This is a genomic window from Acuticoccus sp. I52.16.1, assembly GCF_022865125.1.
Classification (GTDB): domain Bacteria; phylum Pseudomonadota; class Alphaproteobacteria; order Rhizobiales; family Amorphaceae; genus Acuticoccus.
In genome coordinates, this window is the sequence record NZ_CP094833.1 from 1 (window position 1) to 14565 (window position 14565).

A 14565-nucleotide genomic window follows, 5' to 3' on the forward strand; every position below is an offset into this window, starting at 1 on the left:
CGTGCTATCGCTTCGCTGCTCGAGCACACCCGACCCGTACCGGTTCGGGTGATCTTCGTCCGTGCTATCGCTTCGCTGCTCGAGCACACCCGACCCGTACCGGTTCGGGTGACCTTCGTCCGTGCTATCGCTTCGCTGCTTGAGCACACCCGACCCGGATTGGGTTCGGGTGACCTTGTCTGCCCCCGCGCTCGAGCAGCGCGAAGTGCGGTAGCGCCCCCGCGCGCTCGAGCAGCGCGAAGCGCGGTAGCGCCTCGATAGAGAAAATATTCACCCTATACGAGTGTTCCTCACGCTATAGAGGCGGGGCCGCCATGGAGGGCCCGGGGGCGGGCGCGACGTCGGCCGGGGAGGGCGCAAGGAATCCTGAAACATAATGCGTCAGTTCAAAGGCAGATCGCAGCATCGCTAGGTTCAATTTCTCTGGACATAAGGGTAATTTTCATTTTAGGTGAACATCCGCAGATTTTCGTTCACCGCGAATAAGATGACCTCATGTCGTTCAGGCCTTACCCGAGACCTGCCAACGAAGATGGCAGGCTGGCCGCCATTCAAGCGAGCGGACTGCTCTTTCAGGACAATTTCGGCAGCCTCGACCATGTGACGGCCCTCGCCGCCCGCCTCACGGATCTGTCCCGCGTCGGCATCACGCTGATCGACAAATATACGCAATACTGGGTGTCTTCGGTGGGTGTGCCGTGGCGCGAAATCGCGCGGGAAGATACCCTCTGCAACGACACCATCGCCCTCGGCGCGCCGATCGTCGTCGAGGACCTGGCGGCGAGCGCGCATCCGGCGAAGGACGTCTGGTGCGCGCGCGGGGTCCGCTTCTACGCCTCCCACCCGATCTCCATCGACGGACAGCACGACATCGGCAGCCTCTGCGTCATGGGGGAGACCCCGCGCGCGGACGACCCGGCCTTGCGCGAGGACCTCGAGCGGCTGGCGGCGATCGCCTCCGGCATCCTGAAGGCGGCGGCCGCGGAGCGGCTCACCACCATGGTCGAGGAGCGCCTGGCGCGCGAGCGGGTGCGGCGCGAGACGCTCGGCCAGCAGATCGAGCGGCTCAGCCACATCGGCGCCTGGTCCTACGACCTGAAGAGCGGCGAGCTTTCCTGGTCGGACCGGGTCTACGAAATCCACGGCCAGTCGCGCGAGCAGCCGCCGGTGCTGGAGGAGGCGATCGGCTTCTACGCCGAGTACGACCGACCGGTGGTGGAACGGGCCGTCGGTCGCGCCATGGAGAGCGGCCAGCCCTACGCCTTCGAGGCGGACATCGTGCGGCGCGACGGCAACGTGCGGCGTGTCAGCGTCGCCGGCGACGCCGAGATCGAGGACGGCCGGCCGATCCGCATCGCCGGCGTCATCCAGGATCTCACCGTGCAGCGCGACCGCGAGGCGGCGCTCGAATGGGTGCTGGAGATCCTGTCGCACGCGCGCGAGGCGTTCGTGGTCTACGATTCGGACGACAAGGTGGTGTTCTGGAACCGCCAGGCCGAGCGCACCTTCGGCTGGAGCCGCGACGAGGCGCTCGGCTCCAACATCGTCGACCTCCTGCAGATCGAGGAGGACGACCATGCGATGCGCAACGACCGCATGCTGCGCAGCGGCTCCTGGTCGGGCCGCGCCGTCTACAAGAGCCGCTCGGGGCTCAACGTCACCGTCCTCGCCCACAAGGTGCTGATCGTCGGCAAGGGGCGGATGAAGGACGGCGTGCTCGTCGTCTACCAGGACATCTCCGAGCGCATGGTGCTCAGCGAGAAGATGCAGGCCGCCACGCGCCTCGACGCGATCGGCCAGCTCACCGGCGGCATCGCTCACGACTTCAACAACCTCCTCACCGTGATCATGGGCTCGGCGGATCTCCTGAAGGTGCGCCTCAAAGACAACGAGCCGATGCTGAAGCTCGTCGACATGAACCGCGGCGCGGCCGAGCGCGGGCGCGACCTCGTCGGCCAGCTCCTCGCCTTCGCCCGGCGCCAGACGCTGGACCCGACCGCGACCGACGTCGTCGCCCTCATCAACGACGCCAAGCCGCTCCTGGAGCGGGCCATCGGCGAGCAGTACAGCCTATCGATCGACATCGAGCCGAACCTGTGGCTGGCGGAGGTGGATCCGGCCAAGCTCGACAGCGCGCTCATGAACCTGTGCATCAATGCGCGCGACGCGTGCCAGCCGGGGACGGGGCGGATCGTCGTCGACGTGCGCAAGGCGACGCTGGACGATTCCTACATCGCCTCGCAGACCGACGGACTGCAGGGCGAGTTCATCGTCCTGTCGGTGTCGGACAACGGCTGCGGCATGTCGCCGGAGGTGGTGCGCCGGGCGATCGAGCCCTTCTACAGCACCAAGGCGATCGAGGGGCGGACCGGCGCGGGGCTCGGCCTCTCCATGGCCTACGGCTTCGTCAAGCAGTCGGGCGGCAGCCTGCAGATCTACTCCGAGGAGGGCACCGGCACGACCGTGCGCCTCTATCTGCCGCGCTCCTACGACGTCTCCGACGAAGACCTGATGCCGCCCGAGGAGATGAGCCCCTCGCGCCCGCTCGACATCCTCGTCGTCGAGGACGACCCGCGGGTGCAGGACAACACGGTGGCGATGCTGGAGGCGCTCGGCCACCGCCCGGTGACGGTCGCGACCGCGATCGACGCGGTGCGCATCCTGGAATCGCACGGCGGCACCTTCGACCTCCTCTTCACCGACATCGTGCTGCCGGGCGGCATGTCCGGCTTCGACCTCGCCACGACCGCGCACAAGCGCTGGCCGCAGCTGCCGATCCTGTTCTGTTCGGGCTACACGCACGGCTCGCTGGACGACCACGCCCTGCTCGCCAAGGGCAAGATGCTGAGCAAGCCCTACACGCTGGCCGAGCTGTCGCGCGGGCTGGCCGCCTCGGTGGGCCCGGAGCCGGCGGTGCAGTCGAGCGAGGTGGGCTGACCGGCGGCGCGCCTCAGCGGTCGACGGAGGTGCCGACGCGGCCGGCCCCGTCGCGATGGCGGCGGGCCAGCAGGTGGATCGAGGCGCCGCCGACGTCCTGCGGCGAGGCCTGCTCCAGGCGGTTGCGGCCCAGGTGCTTGGCCTTGTAGAGCGCCAGATCGGCCAGCTGCAGGTGCTCGTGACGCGCCTTCGCCGGCTCGATCGCCGTCAGCCCGAAGCTGGCGGTGATGCGCACCCCGCCGATCCCCTCGAACGCGTAGCCCGATAGCGACTGGCGCAGCGAGTGCAGCTCGCCGATCACCTCGCCGATCGTCATGTCGGCGAACAGGAAGCCGAACTCCTCCCCGCCCAGGCGGCCCAGCTGCACCGGCACGCCGCACAGCTCGCGGCGCATCAGGGTGCCGGTGCCGGCGAGCACCTTGTCGCCGCCGAGGTGGCCGAAGGTGTCGTTGATCGCCTTGAAGGAATCGAGATCCATGACCGCCAGCGCGACCGCGCTCTCCTCGGCGATGCCGCGCTCGAGCGCCTGCAGGAAGGCGTCGCGCGTCAGCACGCCGGTCAGCGGATCGGTGGCGCAGAGGAGCCGCAGCTCCAGCTCCCGGCCGACGCACCGGGCGAGGTCCTCGAGGGCGGCGAGGTCGGCCGCGTCGAAGCCGCGCGGGCGGGCGTCGAGAGCACAGAGCATGCCGGCCGGGGCGCCGTCGGAGAGGCGGATCGGCGTGGCGAGGCAGCCGCGCACGGGGCCCTCGCCGACGGGATCGGCGGGGTCGGCGGGGTCGGCCGCCGCCACGGCGAAGCGCGCATCGGCCGCCGCGTCGGCGAGGCGGAGGGTCTCGCCGGCGGTGCAACAGGCGCGGCAGGCGGCGAGGGCGTGCGCGCCCCAGCCGGGCGCGAGGCCGGCGCGGGCGGCGCTCCAGCGCTGCCCGTCGCTCAGCACCACGGCGGCCAGCGGCACGTCGAACAGGCGCTGCGCCAGCGCGGCGACGTGGCGATAGGTGCCGAGCTCGAGGCCGGTGAGGACGGCGGGATAGGGCGTGCTCATGGCGCGCACCACGTGCGATCCATCTGACATGGGGGTCGTCCCTCGAAGCGGGGGGGCCTGTGCCGGGGCGGGCGGAGGCCTTGCATCCCCTACACAGGCACGGCGATTGCGCGGTGTTTATCGGCAAGTGGTTGATGTTGTCCGGGTTCATCGCGGTTTTTGTAAAACGCCACGGCCCCGGCACCCGTGCCCCGTCCGCGCCCCATACCGGCGCCGGCACGCGGCCTCCCGGACACCCGGCGGCGCATCCCCGGCCCGGCCCGGGCTCGCGGCGGCCGGATCGAGCCGCACAACATTTTACAACTTGCGCACATTCCGATCAGAAACGGCACAACCACCGACATTCTCCGCACGAGCGCCACACCGAGCGGACAGAATTCATGACCGCACTACACCGTCCGCATGTCCGCTATATTTCGGCATGACTCTCAGACAGGCTGCATAATTTCAATACTCTTCAGATCTTAAAAGAACTGAACGGCACGTACTTTCCAGGAAGTCTGAACTTGTAAGCAGATGACCTCGGATTGGCACCATGATTGTTCGATGTGCGCGGCGAATTCTTTTCAAGCCCGCCGTGTGTCTCGCACTCCTTCTGGTGGGGGCCCCCCTCGCCCCCACGACGGCCCGGGCCGACTGGTTCCGCGTCTCCGCCGACGACGTCGCCGCGGCCCGCCGGCATCAGGCGCAGGTGGCCCGCGCCGCGCCCCGGCCGGCGGCCCGCTCGCTGATCTTGCCCGCCGCCCCCCGGTCCGCCCTGCGGTCCGTCCCCCGGCCGGTCCGACCGACCGCCGCGGCCCTGCCGGCGGGCACGCTGATCGCCCCCCACGAGTGGGCCGACTACAAGCGCGCCTTCCTCGCCCCCGACGGGCGCATCGTCGACCGTGAGAACGGCGGCATCAGCCACTCCGAGGGGCAGGGCTACGGCATGCTTCTCGCCATGCACGCCGGCGACCGCGAGGCCTTCGAGCGCATGTGGCGCTTCACCCGCGAGCGGCTGCAGATCCGCAAGGACGCGCTGCTGGCCTGGCGCTACAACCCGGCCCAGACCCCCCACGTCGCCGACCGCAACAATGCCACCGACGGCGACGTCCTCGTCGCCTACGCGCTGCTGCGGGCCGCGGTGCTCTGGGGCGAGCCGCGCTATGCCGAGGCCGCCGACCGCATGGTCGCCGCCATCGGCCGCGAGCTGATCGGCACCGCCGGCGGCCGTCCCTTCCTGAAGCCGGCCGCCTTCGGCTTCGACCGCATGCCCGGCAACGACGGCCCGGTGGTGAACCTGTCCTACTACTTCTACGCCGCCTTCGCGCTCTTCGAGGTGGTGCAGCCGGCCTATCCCTGGGCCGAGCTCGCCCGCGAGGGCAAGGCGCTGACCGAGGCCGCCCGCACCGGCGCGCGCAATCTGGTGCCCAACTGGGTCGCCCTGGCGCGCAGCGGCCGGGTGGAGATGGCGAGCGGCTTCCCCCGCCGCGCCTCCTACGACGCGGTCCGCATCCCGCTCTACATGGCCTATGCCGACCTCTCCGGGTTCGACCTGTCGGCCCACGACATCGCCTGGAACCACCGCGGCGGCGGCGTCCCGCGCGACCGCGACCTCCTCTCCGACGTCGCCCACGGCGAGCTCGGCGACCCGGGTTACCGCATGATCGCAGCGCTCTCGGCCTGTGCCGCCCGCGGCGCGACGATCCCGCAGCCGCTCCTGCGCTACCGCACGACGACCTACTTCGCCTCCAGCCTGCATCTTCTCGGCCTGGTGGCCGCGCGCCAGGCCGGCGCCTGCACCGACCGGCTCGACCCGGTGGTCATCGGCTCGCGCACGGCGGGCGTGCGGTAGGGGCCGAGCCTACATGTGTCATACCTTTGCGAAAATTCCGTTCACCGAACATTAACGACATTGACGATTTCGGTTGAAAAATGCTATTTATGGGGGTGTTATGTGGTCTGACGACGGCATCCCCTCGTCCTCAGATCTTCCATGGAGGTGGGAGCGTGTATTCTGCGGACGCGTCGAGCCTGGACCGAGCGACACGCCAAGATCGATACCCTTCCAGTGCTAAAGTGCCGACAACAGTCCTAGTCCTCGAAGACGATCCGAGCATTCGGGAGATCATCTCCACGTTGCTCGAGGAGGAAGGATTCGAGGTCTCCTGCGCCGGCAACCTGTCCGAAGCGCACGCCCTCATCGAACGTCAGAGCTTCACGGTGGCCCTGGTCGACCTGCGCCTGAGCGACGGCGACGGTCTCGACTTCGTGCGCATGCTGGCCGACAGCCCGGCGACGGCGGTCATCGTGGTGTCCGGCCGCGGCAGCTCGATGGACCGCGTCGTCGGCATCGAACTGGGCGCCGACGACTACATCGTCAAACCCTTCGAGGCGCGCGAGTTCGTCGCCCGCGTCAAGCGCCACGCGCGGCGCATCGGCAGCCTGATGGCCTCCGTGGTCGAGGCGCCGTCGGCCTACGAGGTCGCCGGCTGGACGGTCGACATCCTCGGCCGCTCCGTCACGCGGCAGGCCGACAAGGCCTCCCCCTACCTCTCCGAGCCGGAATTTCGTACCCTGCAGGTGCTGTTGGAGCGGCGCGGGCAGGTCCTGTCGCGCGACGACATCTACACCTTCGTCGTGGGCTCCGGCGAACGCGACCCGCTCGACCGACGCGTCGACGTGCACGTTTCGAGCATTCGCCGTAAGCTGCGCTCGGACAACGAGCCGGTCATCCGCACGGTGCACCGGGTCGGTTACGTCATCGACTAGCGCGCTCGCCAGACTGAGGAGCGAGCACGCTTGTCCCGTTCAGCTTGAATGAGGTCGAACGGGACGTGCTCTAGCGCGCCGCGGCCGCGGACCGGCACGGTCGGGGCGTGCGCGTCGACGAAAGGTCCCGGCCAGGGTCGGGGCCGCAAGCCGGAACCATCGCCCGATCTCGCCGGCGCGGGGAGGGGGTGCGTCCATGGAAGGAAGACGGGCCATGACAGCGCAGCGTGTCGCCATTCTCGACGATGAGGCGGACATCCGCACGCTGACGTCGATGATCCTGTCGGAGGCCGGCCTCGTCACCTCGGTCTGGGCCAACGGGCTGGAGCTGATCGAGCACCTGAAGACCTCCCCGGTCGACATCGTCGTGTGCGACCTCCTGATGCCCGACTGCGACGGCGTCGAGTTCTTCGCCAAGCTGTCGCAGCTGGAGGAGCGCCCGGCCCTCATCCTCGTCAGCGGGCAGGACGCGCGCACGCGCCACTCGGCCCGCAACCTCGCCCGCGAGTTCGGCGTCGAAGTGCTGGGCGAGTTCGGCAAGCCGACCGAGTTCTCGCTGCTCGAGGCCTGCATCCTGGAGCATGTCGCCCAGAAGGCCGACACCCAATCCAGCTCCAACCACGACGTCGAGGACGCGCTGCGCCAAGGCGAGCTGCGGGCCCACTACCAGCCGATCTTCGCGGTGTCGGAATTCCCCGACAGCGGGCGCCGGCGCGTGTCGCTCTCCAGCGTCGAGGCGCTGGTGCGCTGGGAGCATCCGACGGCGGGGCTGCTGACGCCGGGGGACTTCCTGCCGCAGATCTCCTCGTCCGAGACCTGGGAGCGCCTCACCTACGAGATGCTGGGCCTGGTGTGCGGCCAGGCGGCGGCCTGGAACGCGCTCGGCTTCGCGCCGCGCGTCGCCATCAACATTCCCCCGCTGCTGCTGGCCGATCGCGACCTGCCGCGGCGCATCGACGACGTGCTGCAGGGCCACGGCATCGAGCCGGCGCAGATCGTGCTGGAGCTGACAGAGGAGGAGGAGTTCTCCTCCATCCTCGACGACAAGGCCGTGCTGATGCGCCTCAAGATGCGCGGCTACTCGATCAGCGTGGACGACTTCGGCGTCGGCTACTCCTCGCTGAAGCGGCTGCAGGGGGGGCTGTTCGACCAGATCAAGATCGACCGCTCGTTCGTCACCCGCGTCGACCAGGACGCCGAGGCCCGCAACATCCTGACCTCCACCGTCGGCCTCGCCCGCTCGCTGGGCATGAGCGTGTGCGCCGAAGGGGTGGAGACCTACGAGGTGATGTGCCAGGCGATCGAGTGCGGCTGCTCGCACCTGCAGGGCTTCGGCCTGTGCCGGCCGGTCAAGGCCGAGCTTCTCGAGATGCAGTACGCGCCCGACCCCGGCGACGCCGCCAGCGCCGACCCCGCCCGCCCGGCCTACTGCATGGAATATCAGCAATAACGGCCGGCCGCGGGGCGTCCCCCGCCCCGACCCGTCGCTCGGCCGTCGTCCCGCGGCCGCAGATGTGGCAAGCCTGTGCGCGGCCCTCCGGTGACGCCGAGGTGACGCCGAGAGGCGGCGGGACCGGATCGACGAGGGTGGGACATGAAGATCAGCATCTTGACCGCCTGCCGCAACGCCGAGGCGACGCTCGCCCACACCATCGAGAGCGTGCTCGCCCAGGACCACGGCGACTTCGAGCTCCTGGTCCTCGACGGCGCCTCGACCGACCAGACCGCGGCGGTCGCCCGAGGCTTCGCCGATCCGCGCATCAGCGTCGTCTCCGAGCCGGACCGGGGGATGTACGACGCCCTCAACAAGGGTCTGGCGCGCTACCAGGGCGACGCCTTCGGCGTCCTCAATGCCGACGACACCTACCACGACGCCACCGCGCTCTCGCGCATCGTCGAGGCGCTGCAGCATGCCGACATCGTCCACGGCGACCTCGACTTCGTGCTCGACCACCACGCCAAGGAGGTGGTGCGGCGCTGGCGCGTGGCGCCGCGGGCGGCCGGCGGCTTCCGCTCCGGCTGGATGCCGGCGCACCCGACCTTCTACGTGCGCCGGCAGGTTGCCGATGCGGTCGGCCTCTTCGATCTCTCGCTGAAGACCGCCTCGGACTACGACTACATGCTGCGCGCGGTCGAGCTGCACCCGTTCCGGCTGGCCAAGGCGCGCGGCGTCGTCATCGACATGATGCGCGGCGGGGCGAGCACGGCCTCGATCGGCGCGCACCTGAAGCACAATATCGAAGCGCTGCGGGCGCGGCGCCGCTGGCTGGGCGGCGGGCCGATCGACCGCGCGCTCGTCGCCAAGCCGCTGCGCAAGGTCGGCCAGTTCTTCGTCCGCGGATAGCGCCCCGGCGGCTCAGGGGATCGCAGCCGGCGCGGCGGCGAGCGAGGCGACCGCGACGGGTGTCGCGCAGTGGGTGTAGTGGGCCCGCACCGCCGACAAGGCGAGGAGGTGCAGCGTCGAGGAGAAGTAGGTGCGCACCTCGAAGCGCTGCGCCGCGCGCGGCAGCGGCACGTTGCGCGTCACGCATGCCGCCACCCCGGCGATCGCCCGGTAGCCGGGCTCGTTCATGTCCCCCACCACCTCGCCGGTGCCGATGTCGTAGTCCTTCGGCAGGCCGCGGCCGTTGAGGTTCCAGGAGCGGTCGAACGGGGCGAAGTAGCGCGCCGGCACCCGCCCGCCGAGCGCCATGTAGAGCGGCACGCGCACCGCGTCGTAGCTGGAGCGTGCGGCATAGCCGCGGGGGAGGGCGAGCGTCGCGTCGGCCTGCAGGGCGATCCAGTCCGGCGTCAGCCGCTCCGCGCCGGCGAGCGAGGCCTCGGTCAGCATCAGCCCGCTCTGCCACGCCTCGCGCCAGGGGTGGCGCGTGTCGACCCGCTCGAACATCAGGAAGGCGCCGTAGATATAATACGACAGATTGACCACGGCCCCGCCGTCGGTCTGGCCGGGGTCGAACCCGTAGGCGCCGGGCTTGAGGCGCACGTAAGCGCCGCGCCGCTCCAGGAGCAGGCGGCCGATGGCGTCCACCATCGGCAGCGCGCGGGCGATGAAGCGCGGCTCGTTCCACTTCAGCCCCGCCGAGATCAGCGCGTAGGCGATCAGGATGTCGCCGTCGGAGGCGTTGTTGGGGTCGCGGATGCGGGGGGTCGAGTGGGGGTGGTAGAGCCAGGAGACCAGGCCGTCGGTGCGCCCGCGCATGCGCCGGAAGGTGAAGTCGGCGATCCGCTCGAAGGTGGGGCGGTCGTCGGCGCGCATGGCCAGCAGCAGGCCGTAGCCCTGACCCTCGGAGTGGGTGTGGCCGCCTTTCTCGATGTCGACGACGCGGCCGTCCGTGCGGATGAAGCGCCGGCGATAGGCCGCCCATTCCGCCGGCGCGAGCGTGGTCGCGACCAGCGTGTCGAAGGAGAAGCCGAACGCGTGCGCGGCCTCGGCGGCACCGAGACTCGCCGCCAACACGACGAGCGCGAACAGTCTTGAGAACAGGCCGGACGGGGCACTCATGAAACGCGAAACCTTCAACCCGTGGTGGGACGGGGAAGGAACGCGTCAGATCCGGGATCGAGCCGGCGTGTCTCAGTATAACACCTTTGCCTTCAAGACTATCCGGACCGACATCGCCGGATATTCTCTATAGGGGCCTGCCTTTTTCACCGATCATCTTCACCATTGGGCGCGCGCCCCTGGTCTTTGGGATAGGTCACGCGCCGTTTGGCGCACAGGCATGACAATCTTGCACAGGGCTGGAGAATTCGCCGCCGCGGCGCGAACCAACCGGCGGATCGGGGGGTTGTGGTCCTGAGCGATGCGGCCGGCGCCTGGGTTCATCCCGGCCTTCGCCGCATCCGGACTTCCTGTTGCGTCGCGGCCATGACGGCCCGAAGAAGTGAGTGAGTATCAATGGCGATCATCAAAGTGGCGAAGTTCAACATCGGCCAGGCTGTCCGTCACCGCGTGTTCGACTATGCCGGCGTGATCGTCGACATCGATGCCGTCTTCGGCGAGACGGACGCCTGGTACCAGGCGATCCCGGCCGAGAACCGCCCCAATCGCGACCAGCCCTTCTACCGCGTGCGGGTCGACTACGAGGGGGTGGAGTCGGTCGCCTACGTGTCCGAGCAGAACCTGGTGTGCGACGCGTTCGGGCTGGACACGCCGGCGCGCGAGTTTCTCGCCCAGCTGGCCCCGGGCGAGGCCTCCGTCGGCCTCCACTGACCCCGGCGTTGCCCGGATCCGGCTTGCCGGGCGCCCTCTTCGGGGGCGCGCTCGGCGGCCCCGACCTGCCCGGCCGCGTCCGATTTCGGACGTGGCGACGTTGTCCCTCCATTCCCCGGCCCCCGGGTGTCCGGGGCAGGGGTTGGGTGGCGGAGGAACGCGGATAGCCCGCACGACACGCGGCTTTGGGGCCGAGTGTGGGCGGGTTGGGGGAGGCTTTTGGGCCTCGGGATGTTGGGGGTGTAAAGAGAAGGGGGAACGCGTGCTCGGCAGGCCTGGCGGCGACCTACTCTCCCGTGGCTTGAGCCAGAGTACCATCGGCGCTGAGGAGTTTAACGGCCGAGTTCGGAATGGGATCGGGTGGGGGCTCCTCGCAAAGGCCACCAGGCCGGCGAAGCACGCGTTGTTCGTGAAACTGGTGAGCGTAGGCTCATCCGGCGCGATGGCCGGTCTTTCCGTGTATCGAGATCCGCCTATGGCGGATGGGCATTGGGTAATGAGAGCGATCAAGCCAATCGAGCGATTAGTACACGTAAGCTCCACACATTGCTGCGCTTCCACATCGTGCCTATCAACGTCGTCGTCTACAACGGCTCTCAAGGGAGAACTCGTTTCCAGGTGGGTTTCCCGCTTAGATGCTTTCAGCGGTTATCCCGTCCGTACGTAGCTACCCTGCAATGCGGCTGGCGCCACAACAGGTCCACAAGAGGTACGTCCACCCCGGTCCTCTCGTACTAGGGGCAGATCCTGTCAATTCTCCGACACCCACGGCAGATAGGGACCAAACTGTCTCACGACGTTCTGAACCCAGCTCACGTACCGCTTTAATTGGCGAACAGCCAAACCCTTGGGACCTGCTCCAGCCCCAGGATGCGATGAGCCGACATCGAGGTGCCAAACAACTCCGTCGCTATGGACGCTTGGGAGTCATCAGCCTGTTATCCCCGGCGTACCTTTTATCCGTTGAGCGATGGCCCTTCCACGCGGGACCACCGGATCACTATGGCCGACTTTCGTCTCTGCTCGACTTGTCAGTCTCGCAGTCAGGCAGGCTTATGCCATTGCACTCAACGAGCGATTTCCGACCGCTCTGAGCCCACCTTCGCACGCCTCCGTTACTCTTTGGGAGGCGACCGCCCCAGTCAAACTACCCACCATACACTGTCCCGGACGTAGGTCGCGGTTAGACATCCATGAAAACAAGGGTGGTATTTCAAGGGTGGCTCCACGCAGGCTGGCGCCCACGCTTCAAAGCCTACCACCTATCCTACACATGTCGTCACGAATGCCAGTGTAAAGCTATAGTAAAGGTGCACGGGGTCTTTCCGTCTGACCGCAGGAACCTCGCATCTTCACGAGGAATTCAATTTCACTGAGTCGATGCTGGAGACAGCGGGGAAGTCGTTACGCCATTCGTGCAGGTCGGAACTTACCCGACAAGGAATTTCGCTACCTTAGGACCGTTATAGTTACGGCCGCCGTTTACCGGGGCTTCAATTCGGTGCTTGCACACCTCCTTTTAACCTTCCGGCACCGGGCAGGCGTCAGACCCTATACGTCGTCTTGCGACTTCGCAGAGCCCTGTGTTTTTGATAAACAGTCGCTACCCCCTGGTCTGTGCCCCTCCAACCCGGTTGCCCGAATCAGAGGCCTCCTTCTCCCGAAGTTACGGAGGTAATTTGCCGAGTTCCTTCAGCATCGTTCTCTCAAGCGCCTCGGTATTCTCTACCATTCCACCAGAGTCGGTTTCGGGTACGGTCATTTGGGGAGCTATTTCCTGGAACAACCAGGCTGCCCGACCAATCCAATAAGGCCAGACAACTTTCGTCATTCGTCACTCATCCCTGGTCACGGAATATTAACCGTGTTCCCATCGACTACCCCTTTCGGGTTCGCCTTAGGGGCCGACTAACCCTGCGCAGATTAGCTTTACGCAGGAACCCTTGGAATTTCGGCGGGGGTGTCTCTCACACCCCTTACGTTACTCATGTCAGCATTCGCACTTCCGATACCTCCAGGTGCCCTCACGGGTCACCCTTCGCAGGCTTACGGAACGCTCCGCTACCGCTTGTCAAAGACAAGCCCACAGCTTCGGCACGTGGCTTTAGCCCCGCTACATTTTCGGCGCGGAGACCCTTATTTAGACCAGTGAGCTGTTACGCTTTCTTTAAATGATGGCTGCTTCTAAGCCAACATCCTGGTTGTTTTGGGGTCTCTACATCCTTTCACACTTAGCCACGATTTGGGGGCCTTAGCTGGTGATCAGGGTTGTTTCCCTCTCCACGACAGACGTTAGCACCTGCCGTGTGTCTGCCGGATAGTCCTCTCGGGTATTCGGAGTTTGGTTGAAGTCAGTAAGGCGGTAAGCCCCCATTCCTCATCCAGTGCTCTACCCCCCGAGGGATACGTCCGACGCACTACCTAAATAGTTTTCGCGGAGAACCAGCTATCACCGAGTTTGATTGGCCTTTCACCCCTAACCACAAGTCATCCGAGAATTTTGCAACATTCAACGGTTCGGTCCTCCAGTTGGTGTTACCCAACCTTCAACCTGCTCATGGCTAGATCACTCGGTTTCGGGTCTAATCCGACGAACTGAACGCCCTGTTCAGACTCGCTTTCGCTACGCCTACACCTATCGGCTTAAGCTTGCTCGTCAGACTAAGTCGCTGACCCATTATACAAAAGGTACGCAGTCAGGCTTTCGCCCTCCTACTGTTTGTAAGCATCCGGTTTCAGGGACTCTTTCACTCCCCTTGTCGGGGTTCTTTTCACCTTTCCCTCACGGTACTGGTTCACTATCGGTCATCGAGGAGTATTTAGGCTTGGAGGGTGGTCCCCCCATGTTCAGACAGGATTTCACGTGTCCCGCCCTACTCGAACGGCAGATCATCTTACACATACGGGGCTGTCACCCTCTATGGCCCAACGTTCCAGTTGGTTCTGCTTGTGTCACTGCACGGCCTGGTCCGCGTTCGCTCGCCACTACTAACGGAATCTCGGTTGATTTCTTTTCCTCAGGGTACTGAGATGTTTCACTTCCCCTGGTTCGCTCCCTTGCGGGTACCCTTAACGGGTGGGTTTCCCCATTCGGACATTCACGGATCAAAGGTTGTTCGCACCTCCCCGTGACTTTTCGCAGCGTACCACGTCCTTCATCGCCTCTCGATGCCAAGGCATCCACCGAATGCTCTTAAGGCACTTGATCACTCTCATTATCAATGCCCACCCGAACGCCCCTGCGGGAGCGCGCCTCCCGGAGGAGGACGGATGGACTGATAAGGAAAGACCAGTTTCACGAGATCTGTCCGCAGCGCCACGATCGGCCCGGTCAGGAGCCATCCCGCCTTCGTCATCCGACGTCGGCGGCAATCACGGCAGGTGAGGGGGCATCAGCACGTGACCGGATCCCGAAGGACCCGGCGGGTCGTGCTGGATGTCGGAGATAACGTAATCCCTCACCATCGCACCGGTCCGGACATGATGCACGTCTCGCGAGCTCCGCTCGGGATCCGTGCGTCCAGCCCAGTGGGCGAACAAATCTTCTCTTTACGATGTCAGTGATGCGGTGGCCGGAGACGAGGCTCACGGCCGGCCCGAACCTCCGTGGAGGCCGGGAAAC

General features: G+C 66.5%; 8 protein-coding genes and 2 rRNA genes. 6 read left to right on the plus strand and 4 right to left on the minus strand.

The features are described 5' to 3' along the window. Positions 1-495: 495 nt before the first annotated feature. On the plus strand, positions 496-2937 hold the full coding sequence (locus MRB58_RS24410; protein WP_244782395.1) for a PAS domain S-box protein: 2442 nt from the start codon (positions 496-498) through the stop codon (positions 2935-2937). Positions 2938-2950: 13 nt separating this feature from the next. Here MRB58_RS24410 and MRB58_RS24415 read toward each other — a convergent pair whose 3' ends face one another. Then, positions 2951-4009, minus strand: a complete 1059-nt coding sequence (locus tag MRB58_RS24415) for a GGDEF domain-containing protein (protein ID WP_244782396.1) — start codon at positions 4007-4009, stop codon at positions 2951-2953. Between the two features lie 547 nt (positions 4010-4556). Here MRB58_RS24415 and MRB58_RS24420 point away from each other — a divergent pair. From MRB58_RS24420 to MRB58_RS24435, 4 genes are all read left to right on the plus strand, one after another. Then, positions 4557-5813, plus strand: coding sequence for a glycosyl hydrolase family 8 (locus MRB58_RS24420; RefSeq protein ID WP_244782397.1), 1257 nt, complete (start codon positions 4557-4559; stop codon positions 5811-5813). Positions 5814-5902: 89 nt separating this feature from the next. Beyond that, positions 5903-6730, plus strand: a complete 828-nt coding sequence (locus MRB58_RS24425; RefSeq protein ID WP_256461752.1) for a response regulator transcription factor — start codon at positions 5903-5905, stop codon at positions 6728-6730. Positions 6731-6944: 214 nt separating this feature from the next. Then, a complete protein-coding gene (locus MRB58_RS24430; RefSeq protein ID WP_244782399.1) occupies positions 6945-8180 on the plus strand; it encodes an EAL domain-containing protein in 1236 nt (411 codons plus the stop codon). Positions 8181-8324: 144 nt separating this feature from the next. Continuing rightward, entirely contained in the window at positions 8325-9074 is a 750-nt protein-coding gene (locus MRB58_RS24435; protein ID WP_244782400.1) for a glycosyltransferase family 2 protein, read from the plus strand. A gap of 12 nt (positions 9075-9086) precedes the next feature. On the opposite strand, the gene MRB58_RS24440 is transcribed toward MRB58_RS24435, so the two are convergent. Then, complete coding sequence (locus tag MRB58_RS24440) at positions 9087-10232, minus strand: glycosyl hydrolase family 8 (RefSeq protein WP_244782401.1); 1146 nt, start codon at positions 10230-10232, stop codon at positions 9087-9089. 396 nt (positions 10233-10628) lie between these two features. Between MRB58_RS24440 and hspQ the strand changes: the two genes are divergently transcribed. After that, on the plus strand, positions 10629-10943 hold the full coding sequence (gene hspQ, locus MRB58_RS24445) for a heat shock protein HspQ (protein ID WP_244782402.1): 315 nt from the start codon (positions 10629-10631) through the stop codon (positions 10941-10943). Positions 10944-11216: 273 nt separating this feature from the next. Here hspQ and rrf read toward each other — a convergent pair. Together rrf and MRB58_RS24455 are read right to left on the minus strand one after the other, a co-directional pair. Next, positions 11217-11331 (minus strand): 5S ribosomal RNA (rrf, locus tag MRB58_RS24450). Between the two features lie 114 nt (positions 11332-11445). Continuing rightward, positions 11446-14151: ribosomal RNA gene (locus MRB58_RS24455) — 23S ribosomal RNA — on the minus strand. Positions 14152-14565: the final 414 nt, after the last annotated feature.